Annotated in this window: 15 protein-coding genes, 1 pseudogene and 1 CRISPR repeat array; of the genes and pseudogenes, 10 read left to right on the forward strand and 6 right to left on the reverse strand. The window is 71.1% G+C overall.

Features of this window, described 5'->3' with window-relative positions; all coding sequences use genetic code 11:
* Positions 1-283 precede the first annotated feature (283 nt).
* Positions 284-517 (forward strand): hypothetical protein, encoded by a 234-nt coding sequence (locus AB0P35_RS34975; RefSeq protein ID WP_363518995.1) that lies wholly within the window; start codon positions 284-286, stop codon positions 515-517.
* Positions 518-619: 102 nt separating this feature from the next.
* Here the strand turns inward: AB0P35_RS34975 and AB0P35_RS34980 are convergent.
* The 6 genes and pseudogenes from AB0P35_RS34980 to AB0P35_RS35005 all read right to left on the reverse strand — a co-directional run.
* Positions 620-793, reverse strand: a pseudogene (locus AB0P35_RS34980) (DciA family protein); the annotation flags it as partial.
* Positions 794-1266: 473 nt separating this feature from the next.
* Positions 1267-2091: a CRISPR direct-repeat array (repeat unit 28 nt; unit sequence GTCGGCCCCGCACTCGCGGGGATAGCTC).
* A 130-nt stretch (positions 2092-2221) separates the two neighbouring features.
* Complete coding sequence (locus AB0P35_RS34985; RefSeq protein WP_363518998.1) at positions 2222-2998, reverse strand: hypothetical protein; 777 nt, start codon at positions 2996-2998, stop codon at positions 2222-2224.
* A gap of 88 nt (positions 2999-3086) precedes the next feature.
* The gene (gene istB, locus AB0P35_RS34990) at positions 3087-3890 is read right to left on the reverse strand and encodes an IS21-like element helper ATPase IstB (protein WP_360197045.1); all 804 of its coding nucleotides are present in this window, start codon (positions 3888-3890) and stop codon (positions 3087-3089) included.
* Positions 3887-5527: an IS21 family transposase gene (gene istA / locus AB0P35_RS34995; RefSeq protein ID WP_363519072.1), complete on the reverse strand. Its 1641-nt coding sequence runs from the start codon at positions 5525-5527 to the stop codon at positions 3887-3889. The genes istB and istA overlap by 4 nt, the downstream gene beginning before the upstream one ends.
* A 1274-nt stretch (positions 5528-6801) precedes the next feature.
* Positions 6802-7626 carry a DciA family protein gene (locus AB0P35_RS35000; RefSeq protein ID WP_363519000.1) on the reverse strand — a complete coding sequence of 275 codons (825 nt, stop codon included), beginning with the start codon at positions 7624-7626 and terminating at the stop codon, positions 6802-6804.
* Entirely contained in the window at positions 7623-8960 is a 1338-nt protein-coding gene (locus AB0P35_RS35005) for a transcriptional regulator (RefSeq protein WP_363519002.1), read from the reverse strand. The genes AB0P35_RS35000 and AB0P35_RS35005 overlap by 4 nt, the downstream gene beginning before the upstream one ends.
* Before the next feature lie 731 nt (positions 8961-9691).
* Between AB0P35_RS35005 and AB0P35_RS35010 the strand changes: the two genes are divergently transcribed.
* The 9 genes from AB0P35_RS35010 (at position 9692) to AB0P35_RS35050 (ending at position 17656) form a co-directional block, all read left to right on the forward strand.
* The gene (locus AB0P35_RS35010; RefSeq protein ID WP_363519005.1) at positions 9692-10447 is read left to right on the forward strand and encodes a GntR family transcriptional regulator; all 756 of its coding nucleotides are present in this window, start codon (positions 9692-9694) and stop codon (positions 10445-10447) included.
* A 166-nt stretch (positions 10448-10613) separates the two neighbouring features.
* Positions 10614-10823, forward strand: a complete 210-nt coding sequence (locus tag AB0P35_RS35015; RefSeq protein ID WP_363519007.1) for a helix-turn-helix domain-containing protein — start codon at positions 10614-10616, stop codon at positions 10821-10823.
* 254 nt (positions 10824-11077) lie between these two features.
* Positions 11078-11668 (forward strand): hypothetical protein, encoded by a 591-nt coding sequence (locus tag AB0P35_RS35020; protein WP_363519009.1) that lies wholly within the window; start codon positions 11078-11080, stop codon positions 11666-11668.
* Positions 11669-11844: 176 nt separating this feature from the next.
* On the forward strand, positions 11845-12270 hold the full coding sequence (locus AB0P35_RS35025; RefSeq protein WP_363519011.1) for a hypothetical protein: 426 nt from the start codon (positions 11845-11847) through the stop codon (positions 12268-12270).
* A complete protein-coding gene (locus AB0P35_RS35030; protein WP_363519014.1) occupies positions 12267-12404 on the forward strand; it encodes a hypothetical protein in 138 nt (45 codons plus the stop codon). The genes AB0P35_RS35025 and AB0P35_RS35030 overlap by 4 nt, the downstream gene beginning before the upstream one ends.
* A 277-nt stretch (positions 12405-12681) precedes the next feature.
* Positions 12682-14424, forward strand: coding sequence for a DUF2637 domain-containing protein (locus AB0P35_RS35035; protein ID WP_363519017.1), 1743 nt, complete (start codon positions 12682-12684; stop codon positions 14422-14424).
* Positions 14425-14622: 198 nt separating this feature from the next.
* Entirely contained in the window at positions 14623-15090 is a 468-nt protein-coding gene (locus AB0P35_RS35040; RefSeq protein ID WP_363519019.1) for a hypothetical protein, read from the forward strand.
* Positions 15087-15401, forward strand: a complete 315-nt coding sequence (locus AB0P35_RS35045; RefSeq protein WP_363519022.1) for a hypothetical protein — start codon at positions 15087-15089, stop codon at positions 15399-15401. The genes AB0P35_RS35040 and AB0P35_RS35045 overlap by 4 nt, the downstream gene beginning before the upstream one ends.
* A gap of 116 nt (positions 15402-15517) precedes the next feature.
* Positions 15518-17656: an ATP/GTP-binding protein gene (locus tag AB0P35_RS35050; RefSeq protein WP_363519025.1), complete on the forward strand. Its 2139-nt coding sequence runs from the start codon at positions 15518-15520 to the stop codon at positions 17654-17656.
* The last annotated feature ends 165 nt before the right edge of the window (positions 17657-17821 follow it).

Below are 17821 nucleotides of genomic sequence, written 5' to 3' on the forward strand. Positions count from 1 at the left end.
ACGACAGCAGGCTCACGGACAGCAGCCGGTCACCGCATCAACTTTGGCGCACAGTCACTCGTACGAGGTGGTGCATGTTGACTCGTACGCCGACACCGGCCGGGGAATGAGCCCGACTCCGTCGTGCACGGGCTGACTCATGGCGCACTCCTCTCCTTCGGTGTGAGGGTACTCGGCCTAGACCGGGCAGTCGGCGCCATCAGTCGGCACGGCCACGAGGTGCGGGCGGACCGGTGCGAAGTGGGCTGGTGCGGGCGCGGGCGCGGGCGACGGCGAGAGCAGCGTGGTGGCGTGTGAGGAGCTGGCGGGCGCGGGCAGCCTCGGCTGTGGCCTGCTGGTCCTCGACAGAGGGGTGGAGGGCATGCTCCGGTTCGTGGAGCCGGTTGTAGTGCTCGCGGAGAACCGCCTCCCGAGCGGCTGCGGCTTCGTCACGGGCAGCTTGCCGGGCTTGGGCCTGCTCACGCATCCGCTGGCGAAGCTGCTGGTAGGTGAGGACGTCCGTGAGAGGCGGCCCTGACTGTGAGGGGGCGGGGGCCGTCTGCCGCTGGGCAGGGACGGAGGCCGTCTCGGTGCCGGCCGCCTGGCTGGGCGCGATTGCGCCGACGCGGATGTCGAGGGAACGGACGGTGTCAGGCCGGGCCGTGTTGAGCTTGGCGAGGATGGAGCGCTGTTCCAGGCGGAGCTTGGCGGCCCAGGCGGGGGAGTCGACGGTGACCCGCAGGGTGCGGGAGTCGGCGTTGAAGCCGGCCGGGTACCAGTGCGCGGCCGCCTCGACCCCGACGAGCTGCCCCAGTTGTCACGCATCGTGCCCTGGGCGGTGCCGAGCGCCCAGCCGTGGGCGGACGCCATCGCGGGCATGGCGGAGGGATCCCGGACGTCCGGCTGGCACGGACCACCTCCTGGCGGGTAGGGGCATGGCGCTTGACCGGGGCGTTCCCGTGGAGCCTGGCGGCACGGCGGGCGGCGACGGCCTGCACGATCCGGCCGGGCAACGCGTTCGGGTCCTGGCAGCGCCCCGGTGCGGCGGCTGGTCGGCGGCGGCCTGCCAGACCTCGCAGGCCGCCTGGTGCCGGATCGTTCCATCGTCCTTAGGCGTCGGGCAGGGCCACTCGCATTTGGAACGGCCAGGCAGTTGTCGTCGAGCAGGTAACCACCGAGCAGGGTGGGACCGTTCGAATGGCTGGCACGGACCGTTGGAAGCCAGTCGACCTTGGCGGACTGAATTTTTCTGTCTGCCAACTCCGATAACATCCCAGGTCAAGAAGTGTCGGCCCCGCACTCGCGGGGATAGCTCCGTCAACGGCCCCGCACCGGGGGGGGGAGGGGTGGTCGGCCCCGCACTCGCGGGGATAGCTCTCGTCCGGTAAGTGGTGGGTCGTCAATTCCATCGTCGGCCCCGCACTCGCGGGGATAGCTCTCCCTGGCCCCGGCCGTCAAGCTGGAAATCCAGGTCGGCCCCGCACTCGCGGGGATAGCTCCAGAGCACCGAGGATTTTCGGCCGCGCCGCCTGGTCGGCCCCGCACTCGCGGGGATAGCTCGTCGGTGTCCTGGTTGATCGCCTTCCTGCTGTAGTCGGCCCCGCACCCGCGGGGATAGCTCCCGTCCTCACATCGCGTACTCTGACGGCCAGGTGTCGGCCCTGCAGTGGCGGGGATAGCTCCGCCGAGTACTACGCCGCCATCGTGGTCGAGAAGTCGGCCCCGCACCCGCGGGGATGGTCCCAAGATCTTCACCCTGGGCATGAGCAAGTCGAAGTCGACCCCGCGCTCGCGGAGATGCTCCCTACGGCACGGCCCCCGGAGACGCCCGGTCATGTGCTCGGCCCCGCGCTCGCGGGGATGCTCCCGGCTTCTTCGTGCGGCACCGCACCGTCGTTCAGTCGGCCCCGCGCTCGCGGGGATGCTCCAGGCACCCAGTGGGGGCCGGTCGTCGCCGCGGGCTCGGCCCCCGCGTTCGCGGGGATGGTCCCCTGCCCAACTTCCACGGCGAGCTCTACACGGCCTCGGCCCCGCGCTCGCGGGGATGGTCCCAGAGTTGGCCGCCGTCAGTGCTCCCGACGGCACTCGGCCCCGCGCTCGCGGGAATGGCTTCGTTCACTTCTAGGGGCAGCGTTTGTCCGCCGGTTTGGGCAGCAGTTGCGGATCTTGAGGTCCGTGAATGTTCACGAGAAATAGCAGCGTGAGCGACGCGCGGTGGGTCGCTCGTCGTGCTTGCGGGGCGTCACTGCTCGGCGCGTGGCTGGCTGAGTTCGGCTCCGACCTTGGCCAGCATCTGGCCGAGGAGGTGGAGGGCTCGCGCCCGTGTCGGCACTCCTCGCGCTGTTCCCGCCCAGCAGGCGTCGGTGAGCTTCTCGGTCACCGTGAGGATCCGGTCGTCGTCCTGCGAGGCCATTACGAGGACGAACCGCACGTAGTCGCCGACGTCGGTGCCCTGGGGGTGCTGGTTGGTGAAGATCTGCAGGCGCGGTTTCAGGGCGGGCAGGGTGCGGTCGGTGGGGAAGACGACGGCAAGGCCGGCGAGGGCCAGTCGGACCGCAGAGCATTCGGCCGACCAGCGGGTCAGCAGATCCGGCGTGCGGGCCTGGACCGCGCTGCGGGCCCGGGCCTCACTGTCGGGATCGGCGTGTTGAGAGGTGTTCGGCCAGGTCTCGGCGAGGTGGCGTTCGCCAACGGTGGCCACCCTGACCAGCAGATGGACGGCTTGGAACCGCTGTCGGGCGGGAACCCGGTCGTCGACGGCGAGGGCCGCGAGCAGGACGACGCCGTCAGCGGTGGCCGGCTGGCAGGTGTCCTGGTGGAGGATCTCGTTGTAGAAGTCGCCGAGGAAGCTCCGGTCGTCCCAGGAGGGGTCGATCTTGGCGTCGAACAGCATCGCTGCCTGGGGTGGCCTGCGGCCCGGCAGGCGGTCGGCGATCACGTCCCGGAAGAGCTGCCGGATCGGCGGACCGGAAGCGATCGCGTCCTGCCGGGTCTGCTCGGGTTCGGCGTGCGTATCCATGGCCAGCGCAGCCTACTGGAGCGCCTCGGGTCGACGACCCGTCGCCTGGGCGGAGGCTGGCAGGTCGTCGGCCAGGAGCCCGCGGCGGTCAGCCGGCCTTGGCCGGTGCTTCGGTCCGCGCCCGGGTCGAGGCGAGGCGATAGGAGTCGGTGCCGGTCTCGATGATGGTGCCGTTGAAGGTGAGGCGGTCGACGATGGCCGCGCAGAGCCGGGGGTCGGTGAAGGTCTTCGTCCAGCCGCCGAACGACTCGTTCGAGGCGATGGCGACGCTGTTCTTCTCCTCGCGCTCGGTGAGGACCTGGAAGAGCAGTTCAGCGCCGTGGCGGTCGAGTTCCATGTAGCCGAGCTCGTCGATGCAGAGCAGGTCGACGCGACCGTAGCGGGCGATGGTCTTGTTCAGCTGCTTCTCGTCGGCGGCCTCCACCAGCTCGTTCACCAGCTTGGTGGCGAGGGTGTAGCGGACGCGGTAGCCCTGCATGGCGGCCTCGGTGCCCAGGGCGATGAGCATGTGGGACTTGCCGGTGCCGGAGTCGCCGATCAGGCAGAGCGGCTGGCTCTTCTTGATCCACTCGCAGCTGGCGAGGTTGTTGATGACGGCGGGGTCGATGTTGGGGTTGGCGTCGTAGTCGAAGGTCCGCAGCGACTTGTCGCGGGGGAATCCGGCGGCCTTGATCCGCCGCTCGGAGCGGCGGCGGGCCCGGTCGTCGCACTCGGCCATCAGCAGTTCGGCGAGGAAGCCGCGGTAGGTCATCTGGTCCTTCGCCGCCCGGTCGGCGATGTCGGCGAACTCGCCTCGGATCGAAGGCAGCCGCAGGAGCCGGCAGGCGGTGTCGATGGCGGTGGTGGCGGCCTGCTCGGTCAGGTTCCGCTGGCGGGGCAGCATGGCGGTCATGGCGCTTCTCCCTCTCGCAGGTCACCGCCGCCGGCGCGGCGGTGTCGGAGCAACTGGTCGTAGTGGGTCACCGAGGGCAGCGGCCTGGTGTCCGGCGGAAGGTGGTTGAGCTTCCACTCGTGCAGAAACGTCACGGTCGCCGCTCGCGGCCCGGCAGCCGGCCTCGGCACGGGAGCATCGACGGCCGGGTCGTCATCGGTCTGGGCGGCCTTGCGGGCCTCCAGGGCGACCGCGTCCGCGGTCAGGGCCCCGGTCCGCAGGGCGGTGGCCAGGCCCGTGACGATGTGCTCGTGCGCGAGGTGGCGGCCCAGTAGCAGCACCTCGATCAGCGCCCGGGTGCCCTCGGCATCGCCGTGCGCCCTGACCGCCGCGGCCCACCAGGCGTCGTGGACCGGGGTGAACTTCCCGGCGGAGCGGGCCTGGTCGAGCGCGGTCGCGCCGGGGAACGCGCCCGGCTTGCGGACCAAGGCCTCCAGGTAGTGGTCCAGCTCCAGCCGGCAGGCTCCCTTGGCGATCAGCCGCTCGTGCCGGGCCACCTCCACGTTCCTGTCGTAGACCACCAGGTGGGAGGCGTGCAGCAGCACCCGGACCCGCTTGCCGATCAGACGGACCGGGACCGAGTAGCGGTTGGTGCGGACCGCGATCTGGCCGTAGCGGTCGACGCGCGGCGTGAATACCCGCCCGGTCTCGAACGGGTCCTCCGGTAGCGGCAGCAGCCGCGGGCGCTCGTCCTCGAAGTACTCGTCGACTGTCCGGGCCCTGGCCCCGATCCGGCGACGCCCGTCGTGCCGGTCCCACTGCTCGACCAGCTCGTTCAGCTCCGCCAGCGACTCGACCTCCGGCACCGGCACGAAGTGGTTGCGGCGGAAGTAGCCGATCTGTCCCTCGACGCCGCCCTTCTCATGGGCGCCCTCGATGCCGGGCCGGCAGTAGAAACTCTCGATCCCGAAGTGCGACTTGAAGGCGATCCACCGGTCGGCCTCGACCCGGGCCCGGCTCAGCCCCAGCACCCGGGCGACGGCGGCCTTCAGGTTGTCGTAGCGAACCTTGCTCCGCGGAACACCGCCCAGCGTCCGCAGCGCGTGGACGTGGCCCTCGAAGAACGCCTCCTGGCCGCAGGACGCGAAGACCCGGTGGACGGCCTTGCCCGAGTAGGACAGCCGGAAGGAGAACAGGTAGCAGGTCACCAACTCGCCGGCGAGCTTCACCGTCACGTCGCCGAAGTCGACTTCGGCCTCCATCCCGGGCTGGTGGGTCTGCGGGACGAACGCCTCGATCGGAGCCTTGCCCGACTCCACCAGGATCTGCGGCTTGCGGTCCGCGACGTAACGCCGAACCTGCTGGTAGGAGACCTCGGCGCCGTGCTCGGCAACCAGGCGGTGGAAGATCCGGGTGACCGTGTGCCGCTGCTTGCGCGGCACGTCCAGGTCGGCCCGCAGGATCCCGTCGACCACCGCCATGTACGGGTCCAGCGCGGTCGCCCGAGGCGGGAGCTTCTTCCGCGGCTCCGGCCAGACCGAGTCCACGGCCTTCCTGATCGTCCGCCACGACACGTTGTACTTACGCGAGATCTCCCGCAGCTTCATGCCGCCGCGGTGGTCACGCCGGATCGCGGCGTACAGCTCGACCTTCGACATCTGCGGCATGACCAGGGCCTTTCACCAGGAACACTCCCGATGCTGACCTGGCAAGTACCCCGGTGACGTCGAAACTCGTGAACATCACCCGTCCGTGGTTCGGGGTGACTCCCAAACTCATGAACAACTGACGCCACATCTCGTGATTAAAGCCACGGGGATGATCCCGAGACCCAGACCTACGCGGCCAACGTCAAGGTCTCGGCCCCCGTGCTCGCGGGTAAGATCCCTCGGTGATGGACCTGTCCTCGGTCCGCTCCAGCTCGGCCCTGCGCTCGCGGGGATGATCCTGAGGTGCTGAAGTTCATCGCGCCAATGAAGGTCTCGGCCACGGCGCTCACGGGGATGATCCCGAGAAGGCCGACAACCCGTCCTCAGAGGCGTACTCGGCCCCGCGCTCGCGGGGATGCTCCCACCGTGCCGCTCGCGAGGGAACGCCGCGATGACCGTCGGCCCCGCGCTCGCGGAGATGATCCCATCGTCCTTGCGAAGGACGTTGAGGTGCTGAACTTGGCCCCGCGCTCGCGGGGGTGATCCCCTCGAAGCGGACCTCCACCACCTGGAGATCCACTCGGCCCCGTGTTCATGGGGATGGTCCCAGGGCCTGTGCCTCATAGCCTGGTCCGGCCTGTCGGCCTGCACCCGCAAGTATGTTCTCCGTGCCGCGGTACGGTCCTGATTGCCAGGCAGGTACGTTCTGCGCTCGTGGGGATGATCCCTGCGCCAGGCCGTGCAGGCCTTCGAGGACCAGCTCGGCCCCACGCTCGCGGGGATGCTCCCAAATCGGCCGCGGACGTGCACGGCATGGGTGAGCTCGGCCCCGCGCTCGCGGGGATGGTCCTCAGGACCGGATCAACGCGAAGACGATCATGCTCTCAGCCCCGCGCTTGCGGGGATGCTCCCTGGTACTGCCGCAGCTCGGTGCCGGAGAGACCGTCGGCCCCGCGCCCGCGGGGATGCTCCTCAGTGGTAACCGTCTTGGCAGGATCACCGGCCGTCGGCCCCGCGCTCACGGGGATGATCCGTGCGTTCCGTATTCGTTCATGGTGTCGAGCAGCTCGGCCCCGTGCTTGCGGGAATGATCCCGGGGCCTCCAGCTCTTGGAAGTACGTGGTGTAACTCGGCCCCGCGCTCGCGGGGATGCTCCCGCGCTGCGCCTGTGGGCCCGTACCTGGCACACGTCGGCGGCCCCACGCTCGCGGGGATGGTCCCGGCCTATGGCTGGCGCCCCGTGAGGACATCGACTCGGCCCCGCGCTCGCGGGGATCGGGTTGTTACGCGGCGCCGCTGAGGGTCATCGGCGACCGAGTCGGGCGCAGCGGGACGGCGCCGACGCGGACTGCCTTGTCGTGGCGGGCGCGGTGTTCGGCGAGGGTCTGGCTGCTGGTGGTGGCCGTGGTGCGGGCGGCGGCCTCGTCTTGGTCGGTCTGGGTGGCGACGGCGTCGGTGAACGCCGTTTCCGGCTCGCGTCGGCTGAGGATGGCCTGCTCCTGGCGGGCGATGGCGGCGGCGATGGCCGGGTCGGTGAGAGTGGCGGTGCGCCGGATCGCGGCGAGCGCGCGGTGGTAGCCGGTGCTCGCGTCGTCGCGAGTGCGAACCGGAGCCTTGGGCTGTTCGATGGCCTGGTGATCGGTGCGCTGGTCGGAACCGGCAGCGATAGCGCGGGGCGCCAAGACCCGTAGGTCCCGAACGACGGTCTGGCCGACCTTGCCGTTGATCCGGCCGACGAGCTGGCGGCCGAGCAGGCGCAGCTGGGTGGCGTAGGCGGGGGAGGTGGGCTGGAGGTCGAGGCGGCCGGTGTGGTCGTCGAAGTGCACGGGAACGACCTTGCCGACGAGTTCGGGGGCGATTTCGGCCCACTGGTCGAGGATGCCGCCGGCGGCGGTGGGGGCGTCCCAGGCTCGTTCGGCGACCAGGCTGGCCAGGGCGGCGCCGAGCCCGATCGGGTCGCGGCCGCCGGTGCGGACCGTGGTGCGGCGGGTGGGGCGGGTGGTGGAGCTGCGGCCGCCGGGGGCGTCGGTGCCGCGGGTACGGGCGGCTTCGCGGGCGGCCTTGAGGGCAATGCGGGCGAGGTCGACGCCGGTGGACGTCTCGGTCACGCGGACCTCCGGGTCTGGTGGATGACCATGCGGCCGGTGTGCCGCAGGCGCAGGACCTGGTCGACCAGGCCGTGGGTGTAGAGCTGGCGGGCGTAGGCCTCGCCGCAGTCCCGGATCGCCATCAGGACCATCTCCGGGTCGCTCTGGCCGAGGATGCGCAGCTCGATGACGTCCTCGCGGGTGAGCTGGTATAGGTCGGTCAGGCCGTCCTGGCCCTGGGCGAACAGCGACAGTTCCTCGGCGCCCTGGCCGCCGGCCTGCCGGACCTGCGCGAAGGCCTCATCGACGAGGCGGCCCACGGCGCGGGTGGCCGGGTCCTGCCAGTCGGTGAGGCGCCACTCGTCCGAGTGCCGGTTGTGCCGGGCCTGCTCGGCGGAGCGGGACTCGTGCCAGTGCTCGACCTGCGCGGCGCGCTCCTTCGGGGTGCGCCAGCCGGGCATCTGGATCATGCCGCGCAGCCGGTGGGCGAGCAGGCCGGACGGCCGGTAGCTGCCGCACTGCGGCTCCTCCAGCGTGGACAGCCAGGCGATGACCTCCTCCGCCGTCCAGCCCGCGTCCGCCACCTCCTGCACGACCCAGGCGATCCGGGGCACCAGAGCGCGGCGCAGCCACGGCACCCGGCGAACCAGCTCGGCTGCCAGCTGGAACCGCCGCCCGACCCGGTTGAGCTTCCGGGCGTCGCACCCCGCCTTCGTGGACTTCTTCGCGACGGTGGACCTCGGCTTCCCGCTCGCGACGTCTGTCTCAGAGGGATGGGGAGTAGAACCGTCAGCAAGAACTGTTGAGTAGCCACCCTCCATTGGGGTGCAACGGCTGTTGGCTGCTGAGGTGTCGTCAGTGGCCTGTGATCCCTGGGACGAGGCAGTGGTCGGGGGAGTCTTTGCGGACCCCTTCGACCGGGGGACCCTGACCTTGCGCGAGGCCCTCTGCCCGAGCTTCGCGATCAGGGTCCGGCCCGCCTCCGAGATGCCGGTCATCCGCCGCTCTACACCCTCGCCAGCGGTGCGGATCCCGAGCGCCTGGTCGTAGGAGAGGGGGATGAGCCGCTCGTACTCCGACGCGAGGCAGGTAACGCGCTTCTGACCGGGCATCATCGGCCGCCGGGTGCCGACCGAGCGCCAGACCAGCAGGCCGGTCGCCTGGAGGATGTCCCGGTGGTACTGCACGGTCCGCCGGGAGCAGCCCAGCGCGCGCATCAGGTGCGCGATCGACGGCCGGCACGGCGTCAGTGCCGAGAGCACCTCCGCCAGCCGGACCGTGGTCGCGCAGAAGCTCGGACGCCGCGGCGGCGGGACGTACAGGCCGGAGCCGTGCACCCAGTGCACCGCCTGCATCCAGCTGTAGCCGTCCAGCGGGATCCGACCCGTGGCGCCGGACAGCAGGTGCTGCTCTCGAGGCGCCCACGCTATTTGTGACGCCTCAGTGGCAGGCTTGGGTGGTAGGGCAGACCGCTGGCCGGGAATCACCGGAAGGGCGGGAGCGCCCAAAATTCGCGTGTCTGCGTGATGTCCAGGGATGGCTGACTGGATCTGCGCAGTGTTGTGCTGCATCATGTCCCCGTCCTCAAAACGCAACTGAGGGCGCGCGGAGGCCCTCGATGGGGGCTGAAGTGGTTCTGGGAGAACCGAAAGTGCGGACGACGGGCCCCTGGCAGGGCGGTCTCCTCACACGGAGGATCTGGGCGCCCCATCGGCCTGGTGGCCAAGGAGCACCCGGGCGGCGCTACCGCAGGCTCTTCTCTGGCAAGAGGAGTAGCGGGTACCAGCGCCGCCCGTGGCGGCCTAGGTCATTTCGACCCCCGGCTCGATTGAGTGGATGAGGAACACCCGAGTGGCGCGCAATCACAGCAGCCACGAGAAGAACTTGCGATCAAGAAAAGGCATCACGGCAGACGCGACCCCTGTCGCGGACACCCCTGGCACGGAGCGGCCTGTCACGGGCAACTGTAACCTCTCTATAGAGCATTTGCTACTCGCGGCACCTTTGCGCTTCAGCCCGGCCCCCTTGCGGCGGGGCGCGGTCCTGCGCGCTAGCGTTGTCTAGAGAGCCTGAGAGAGGGGACATCTTGTCTGACCAGCAGCCTGCCGTCCCGCGGTACCAGCAGATCGCGGAGGAGCTCAGGGCTGCCATTGCATCAGGTGAGTACCCGCCTGGCTCGCGGATCCCTGGCGAGAACGCGCTGATGCAGCTCTATGGTGTCGCCCGCAATACGGCGCGCCAAGCGCTCGCGGTCTTGAAGGATGCCGGCCTGACAGAGGCTCGGAAAGGCTCGGGCGTGTACGTCCGCGTCGACCGGCTGATTCGGCGCAACGCAGTGAAGCGGCTGGCCGCGCAGCAGTGGGGTGGAGGCAAGTCGATTTGGGAGGCTGACCTCTCGGATCAGGTGCCGGTAGCCACCGACCTCGCGGTAGAGGAGGTGGACGTGCCGAAGGAGCTCGCGGCAGTCATGGAACTGTCGCTCGAGTCCCGGGTGTGGCGGCGCAGCCGAACCTACGAGGTCGACGGGCGGCCGGTGAACCGCGCGGTCTCCTACCTGCCGGCGGAGCTCGTTGCTGGCACCGCGATTGTTCAGCCGGATACAGGGCCAGGTGGCACTTACGCTCGGCTGGCGGAGATAGGGCACGCTCCTGCCCACTTCCGCGAAGAGGTCCGCGTTCGCATGCCGCTGCCTGAGGAGGCGCGCCTGTTGGATCTGCCTGCGGCGACGCCGGTCATCCTCATCGTGCGCGTCGCTCGAGACGCCGAGGGTCGCGTTGTTGAGGTCAACCACATGACCATGGATGCCACCAGATACGTACTGGAGTACGACTTCAGCTCGTGACTGAAGGATCAAGAGAAGGCCCCGCTTCACGGCGCGGGCCTTCTCTGCGTTGTGGGAGTCCTGCAGGTGGGGCATCTATAGAGAGATTGACCTCTATAGAGAGAAGTGCTTCTATAGAGAGAAGCGTGCGGCATCCCCGCTGCACCACCCGGATCCGGGAGGCGTCATGTCTGAACTCGCTGAACCGGAGCCGCGCCTACGAGTGCGCGACGTCGCTGACAAGCTCCACGTCAGCCCCAGTACGGTCTACCGACTCATTGACTCTGGCCAGCTTGTCGCCATCCACGTTGGAGCCGGAACCAGCCGGCGTAGCGGCATCCAAGTCTCGGAAGCGTCCGTGGCCGATTTCATGATCCGCCGCTCGATCGTCGTCTGACTTCCAGCAAGCCGCTGCCGCTGCATCGCCGCTGGACATAGCAGCCACTCATGGCGGCCTGGGTTGAGCCTACCTGCTCCCCAGGCCGGGGCAGCTGTACTTCATATCGCGCACCACCGCACTACCCCGCAGCGCTGCTGCGCTGTCTGTGCGCCAGGACCGTCGGCTCACCGGCCCGGCCCTGGCGGGCGGTGGGAGCAGCACTCGCTCCTCAGCTTTCTTCCCTTTCCCTGCCCCCTCCGGGAGGTATTGCTATGCCTGCTCGTGTCCGCACCAAGCGCCGCTCCGCTCTTCCCACTGTTCGGATCAGCTCGCTGCGCCCCAGCACCTACAACCTGCGCCCCGGCGAGGTGCACACGATCGTCTGCCCCGACTGCCAGACCTGGCAGCGCATCATGGGCGCCTCGACCTTGACGATCCGCGACCACCACGCGACCGACCTGTCCGGGGCCGAACTGGACGCCGGCCAGCGGGACACGCGCTGCCCCTCGGCCCGCCGGGTCGTCCTGGTCGACCTCACCCCCGACGAGATCACGGACTGGGCGACGGAGCAGGACCGGCCGATGAAGCTGGACGCGATGCCGGCCGAGACCCGCCGCGCGGCCCGCCGGCACTACAAGCCGCTGCCGCCGGCCGCCCCCGCGCTCCACCACATCGCCGAGCGCCGCGAGACCGCACCGGCGCCGACCGGTGCCGCACGCACCGCGCAGTGGACCGAGGTTCTGCCCGCGGTGGACCACACCGACATGGTGCGGCGGACCGCCGTCCTCGCCGGCCACGGCGAGCCCCGCCACCTCGTCTATGGCGCCCAGGTCCCCACGACGACGCTGCATCCTGCTGCCTGATCCACCGCCAGCACGAACGACCACGGCCGTCGCCGACCCCGTCCCGCGGGGTGGGCGGCGGCCGTGGCTGCTCGTACAGCAGCCAGAACAGCAAGAAGGCCCCCGGGGGTACAGCCCCGGAGGCCTTGCCGGTCGCACCGCAGAAGACAAGAGAGGCCACGACCGTGGAGACCATCATGGCATCCGCCAGCACCTCGGCGAGCAACCACAGCAACGACCTCGACGACCTGTACGTCCGATACTCCGGCAGGCTCCTGGCGGCGGCCGCCGAGCGCCTCGCCGAGATCGGGCCCGGCGCCGTCGACCTGGACGAGGACCTCACCCAGGACGTGTGGGCGCACATCGCCGAGCACAGCCTGCCCGACGGCCTGCGAGGCCTCGACGCCCTGCTGCTCCTGCTCGACCACATGGTCGCCCGGGTCCGTCGGCACCGGACCCGGGAGCTCCCCTCCGGCATCGCGATCCCCGCCCGCCGCACCGCCCACGCCGTGAACCGCGACACGCTCAACACGCTCGTCCCCGGTGCCCGCACCACCCCGCAGCTGCCAGCCACGGTCTCCGACGCCCTCGCCGTCCTCCGCGTGCTCCCGCTGGCCGGGTGAGTGCGGTGGACGCCCAGGGCGCAGCCGAGCTGCAGCGCCAGATCCGGGAGCAGATGGCCCGCCTGGAGGCCCAGCGGGCCGCTGAGCGGCAGCTCGCCGAGCAGCTGCGACAGCAGCAGGGAGGGACGCAGTGAGCAGCGCCGAGGACCAGGCCTGGACCCAGCGGCAGATGGACGAGCTGCTGCGCCGGGCCCGCGAGATGCACCAGCGGGCGCAGACCGAGAAGGCCGGCCAGCACCAATAGAAGCCGGTTGTTGTCGTTCGCCGCCGCGCCCCTGCCCGTACCTACGGGCCGAAGGGCGCGGCGGTGTTCGTCGGCGCCCGACGCACCGCCTCACCAAGAAGGGGGGACCGATGCCCGCCAGCGGGACGGACCACTGCACCACGACAAGGAAGAAGGAGGGGAAACAGGTGACGGACAGCGTGTACGTGAAGGAGCGAGCCCCCGAGTCCGGGGCCGCGGCCGTGCCGGAGGCGCGGATCGTGCTCGCCCGCTGGGAGAAAGGCCTCGCGATCGTGGGCGGGCTGCTTGCGGTCGGCGTCTCGACGATCGGTCTGGTCGCCTCCTACCAGGCGGTCGAGGCCAAGGCCGCACGGCCGGTCGCCGAGGGCGGCTGGGGCTGGGAGCAGCCGTGGATGCTCCCCATCGCCGTCGACCTGGCGATCCTCGCGTTCGGCATCGTCAACCTGCTGCTCATCCGCGCGGAGCGGGAGGCAGCCTGGGTGAAGTGGGTACCCAGGGCGCTGACCGGCCTGACGATCTGGCTGAACTGGCAGGCCGGCGCGTCCGGCACCGCGGCTGCCGGGCACGCCGGCCTCGCCGCTCTCTGGGTGGTTTTCAGCGAGATCGCCGCGCACCTGTACGCCGGCCACATCGGTCGGCTGCGCGGCCGCCAGCCGATGGAGGGCGTGCGGCCCTCCCGCTGGGTGCTTGCCCCTCTCTCCACCGCCCGCATCGCCCGGCAGATGAAGCTGTGGGAGATCCGCTCCTACGACATGGCGTTGCGCCTGCAGCAGGAGCGGATTGTCTACCGCGAGCTGCTCACGCAGCGTTACGGCAAAAGGTGGAGGAAGGCGGCCTCACGGGAGGAGCTGATGCCTCTCACGCTCGCCCCCTACGGCATCACGGTCGAGGACGCGCTGAACCGGCCCGCCGAGCGGGCCGAGCAGGACGCCCTACGGGCGCACGAGGCCGAGGTACGGGCGCGGGCGCTGGCCCTACGGATGGCCGAGGAGGAGGCTACGGAAGCCCTCGCCGCGGTCGAGCGCCAAGCCGCCGTCGAGGCGGCGAAGGCGCGGGCCGAGGCGGAGAAGCTGCTCGCCGAGGCCGAGCGGACCCGGGCCGAGCAGGAGGCCCGTACGGCCGCGGACGCGGTGGTACGGCAGCACGAACTGGCCCTACGACTCCAGCAGGCGAAGGCCGACGCGGAGGCCGAGCGGCTGCGCGCCGAGGCCGAGGCCGAAGCCGCCAGGACTGCCGCCGCGGCGCAGGCCGAGGCCGCCGAGATCCGCGACCGCGCCGAGGAAGCGCAGCTCAGGGCGCAGATCGAGCGGGAGAAGCTGGAGCGGCAGGCGGCCGAGGAAACGCTGCGGGCCGAGCAGGAGACGGCCCGCCGGCAGGCGGAGGCCGCCGCTGAGGAAGCCCGATGCCAGGCCGCCGCCGACGCGGAGCAGGCCCGCCTCGCCCAGCAGCGGGCCGAGGCCGAGCAGGCCGCCGCCGAGGCCGCCCGTAAGGCCGCCGTAGCCGAGCGGGAGGCAGCCGTAGCCCTTCAGGCTGCGTCCGTAACCCGGGCGCAGGCGGCCGTAACCGAGGCCGAGGCGGAGCGCCACGCGGCCGAGGAGAAGCGCCTCGCCGCCGCGGCCGAGGCCGAGGCGGCCCGGCTGGAGCAGGAGATGGCCGTAGCCCTGGAGGCCGCGGCCGTAGCCCACGAGAACGCGAGCCGTAGCCCGGCCGAGCGCCAGGCGCTCATCGTCGCCGACCTGATCGAGCAGTTCGGCGAGAAGGTCGTGACGCTCAGCTACATCGAGCGGGCGCTCGGCGTCACCGGCGGCACCCGACAGGACCGCCGTGACCGCGCCCGGGAGATCGTCGCCGAGCGCCGTAACCGGCGCGCCGGCGACAGCGCCGAGGACGGCGAGGCGTTTGCCGCCTGACCGGCCCTCAACACCAGCAGGAGCACGGCCTCTCCGGTGGTCACCAGGGCGCAGGCATCGCCCTGGTGACCGCCGAAGGCGCCGAAGCGCCGCGCACCACCCTAGACCCGGCCGTCCGGCCGGAGCCCGGGTCGACAACCGCGACCACCCACCCCAGGCCGGGGCGACCCGGCCGAACCCCGAAGGAGGAGACCGCCCATGACGGACGAGCACGAGAGCGCCCTGCGTGCTGTCGCCCAGAACCCCGAGGCCTTCGTCGCCTACCTCGCCGACCTCCAGCGCATGCTGCTGGGGATCGGGCAGAGCCTGGAGACGCTGCAGCGGGAGACCCGGGTCCACCTGCGATCCACCCACGTTCCGGGTGACCGCTGGTACCACGCCCGGCTGCGGGCTCTGCCCGTCGAGCGTGAGCTCAGGGACGTCCTGCGGCACTTGAAGGCCGTCACCGCGGGCCTGGAGAAGGGCGCCTACAAGCGCCGCGCCCACGACGACGAGGTCAATGCCCTCCCCGGAAAGCGCCATGACAAGGCCATTGCGAAGGGCCAGAAAAAGGCCCCGGAGGCCCTCCCGAATTCGCGCACCGAAAAGGATTCCGACCCGGCCGGCTCCGTGTATCGTGGTCCCAGGTCGATTTTCGACCTGGGTGGCGACAGGCGGTCCGCATGACGCGGCCCCTCACCAGCGCTGAAATCGGCGCGGGAAAGCGCCGGGCCTGGTACGTCGACGAGGAGCGCAGAGCCCGTGAACAGCGCGGCGAGCAGGGTGCGATGGAGTTCTGGCTCCGCACCGCCCGCTCCCAGATCGCCAAGGACATCAGAGTTGGCCGCACGGATGCGTGGGCCGGCTTCGCCCTGGTGTGCCGGCTGCTGATGACGGCGCTGCAAAAGCGCGCCGCGGGCGACCGGCGGATCTGGGACGACCTGATGCGGTACGCGGAGCAGGTCGTGGCGCAGCACCCCCCGCATGACCCTGCGTGATGTGCGAGGCCCCGCCGGAAGCCCGGCGGGGCCTCGCGCGCATTACGCGTGCACACGTGCCCGTGCACGCGTGCACACGAGAGCCCACTGTCTGTCAACCTCTGGAAGGAGGTTCCGTGTCCGACAACGGCGACGGCGGCGACGGCCGGGTGATCGAGTTCCCCGGCGGCGGGGGCGGCTCGTACGTCCCGCCGCCGATCCCGCTCTACCGCGAGACCACCCCCGCTCCTGTGATCCCCCCGGAGACCGCGGAGGAGACCACGATGGAACTCCCCGCCATTCCCACACCCGCGCACCCCGAGACGTTCCTGGCATCGGAAGGAATTCCCTCCGGTGCCACGCCCGGGAATTCTGGGGAGGATGCGGAAATGGAAGAGGAATCCGCCGAATGCTGGGTTCGGCGTTCCCTCGCCGACCGGATCGGTGACTGGCTGGAATACCGGATCGAGCTCGGACGCGCCCGCATGGACGCCGAAGCGCCTTTCCGGGAGGCCGAGATCGCGGACAAGGTCGAGCGCCTGAAAGCAGGCACCGACCGCGAAATCGGGCTCATGGAGCAGCACAACAAGCTCCGCCAGGCCCAGCTGCAGGCGGCCGCGGCCGCGGCCCGGACCGCGGCGCAGGGCAAGGCGGACGCGGCCGGAAAGGGAGCCGACAAGGGTCTGAACAAGTCCCCGTCCGGGGCCCCTGGCGGCTTGGGTCGCAACGGCCCCGGCGGCGGCAAGGGGCCCAACCCTGGGACCGGGGGCAAGGGTTCGGGCCGCAGCGACGGGCGGGGTGCGGGGCCCGGAGGTGCCAAGAACGGCCCCGGTGGGCCCTCTGGCGGCCGCAAGGGGCCCGGCCGCGGACCGGAGTCGACAGGTGGCCTGAAAGGCCGTCAGAACCGCTCTGGCGGCTCAGGCGACGGGGTGCGTGACGGCAAGGGCTGGCAGCAGGCCGCGGCCGAGCGGTCGCGTGCCCGCCAGGAGCGGCTCGGCGCCCGGCAGCGAGCCGATCTCGAGGACCGCACCAAGGGCTGTGACCAGGCCCGCGATCGCCGGGAGGCCGCCCGGCAGGACCGCCGCACGGAGAAGGCCGAACGCCGCGCGAAGAAGGCCGGGCGTGCCGCTGCCCGAGCGGCGAAGAGGGAAACCGCGAAGGCCTCGGCCGCCGAGGAGGGCCGCACCACCCTCGGCGAAGCCGTGGCTCAGGAGGCGCAGCGTCGCTGGGACGAGCGGCAGGCGAAGCGTCGGGAGGTCGAGAAGGAGAAGGCGGCCGCCAAGGCCGACCTGTCCAAGGACAAGGCCGGCGGCGAAACCGGCAAGGCACCGGACGGCTTTGGAACCGATGCCGAGGACGGCACGCAGTCGGCCGCCGGCCCGGAGCCGAAAGACACCGGGGCGGAGCCGAACCGGGAAGAGGCGGACCCGAAACGCGAAGGGGCGGACCCGAAACGGGAGCAGCCCGGGCCGGGCGGTCCGGACGAGGACCGGCGGTCGCGAGAGCGCCGCTACACCTGGTGGGACCCGCGCGCCGGATTCGGCTACCGGCGCACCGCCGACGAGACCGGGGCCGGAGCGGCGGACGGCGGCCCCGGTGGCTGGCCAGGACCCGGCGAGCCGGACCCGGAGCCGGAAACCGTGTCCCCAGGCCGTTCCTGGCAGCCGCCCCGCGGCACCGCGGACGACGACGGTGACGGCGACATCCAGGACGCGGAGATCGTCGTGCCCGAGCTGCTGGCCACCGGGCCCGCCGCCCTGCCGCCCGCACCCGAGCGCCACACCCGCCGGCCCGGCACCACCCGGCCCACCCCGACAACGACGGAAACGGAGGACGTGCCCATGGCGGCACCCAGAGCGGGCCGGCACCGCACGGTGGCCCCGCAGAAGATGGCGGCGCAGCACCGCACCGAGATCACGCTCGACGAGTACCTGGTCGAGATCGCCAACGTCGCGGTGTCCGCGGCCGCGGACAAGGAGGACGCCGAGGAACTCGCCGCTTCGCTGACGGCCGTGGCCGAGGCGCTGCGGGAGATGGCCGGCGACCTGGTCGGAGACCACAACGTCGACACCGATGTGGTCGACCTGATCACGAACCTCGCGGACTCCGCCGCCGCGATGGCCACCCAGGCGCAGCGCTGCTCGGCCGAGTGCGAGGAGGCCGCCGCCGCGGCGGCCCTGGCGGCGCGAGCCGTAGCCCAGACCTACACCGAGGACGTCAACGCGATGGACGCGAGCGGTCTGTCGCAGGCCTCCGCGGCCGCCCACCACGACTAGACCAAGAAGGGAGAAACCAGCTGATGACCAGCGAAGCCGACCACCTGCCGACCGGAGCCGTACCCGCAACGTCTGCCTCCGTACCTGACTCCGTAACTGGATCGGCCGGGCCCGTATCGGCGCCGTCCGCCGCCGATGGCCGACCCGTCCGGCCGGCACCGGGCG

Source organism: Kitasatospora sp. NPDC085879, from assembly GCF_040686255.1.
GTDB lineage: Bacteria > Actinomycetota > Actinomycetes > Streptomycetales > Streptomycetaceae > Kitasatospora.

Excerpts from the sequence above, each read along its gene's own strand:
- AB0P35_RS34985 (WP_363518998.1), bottom strand. The coding sequence starts at position 2,998 with ATGGATACGCACGCCGAACCCGAGCAGACCCGGCAGGACGCGATCGCT.
- istB (WP_360197045.1), bottom strand. The coding sequence starts at position 3,890 with ATGACCGCCATGCTGCCCCGCCAGCGGAACCTGACCGAGCAGGCCGCC.
- istA (WP_363519072.1), bottom strand. The coding sequence starts at position 5,527 with ATGTCGAAGGTCGAGCTGTACGCCGCGATCCGGCGTGACCACCGCGGC.
- AB0P35_RS35005 (WP_363519002.1), bottom strand. The coding sequence starts at position 8,960 with ATGCAGGCGGTGCACTGGGTGCACGGCTCCGGCCTGTACGTCCCGCCG.
- AB0P35_RS35015 (WP_363519007.1), top strand. The coding sequence starts at position 10,614 with ATGTCTGAACTCGCTGAACCGGAGCCGCGCCTACGAGTGCGCGACGTC.
- AB0P35_RS35020 (WP_363519009.1), top strand. The coding sequence starts at position 11,078 with ATGCCTGCTCGTGTCCGCACCAAGCGCCGCTCCGCTCTTCCCACTGTT.
- AB0P35_RS35025 (WP_363519011.1), top strand. The coding sequence starts at position 11,845 with ATGGCATCCGCCAGCACCTCGGCGAGCAACCACAGCAACGACCTCGAC.
- AB0P35_RS35040 (WP_363519019.1), top strand. The coding sequence starts at position 14,623 with ATGACGGACGAGCACGAGAGCGCCCTGCGTGCTGTCGCCCAGAACCCC.
- AB0P35_RS35045 (WP_363519022.1), top strand. The coding sequence starts at position 15,087 with ATGACGCGGCCCCTCACCAGCGCTGAAATCGGCGCGGGAAAGCGCCGG.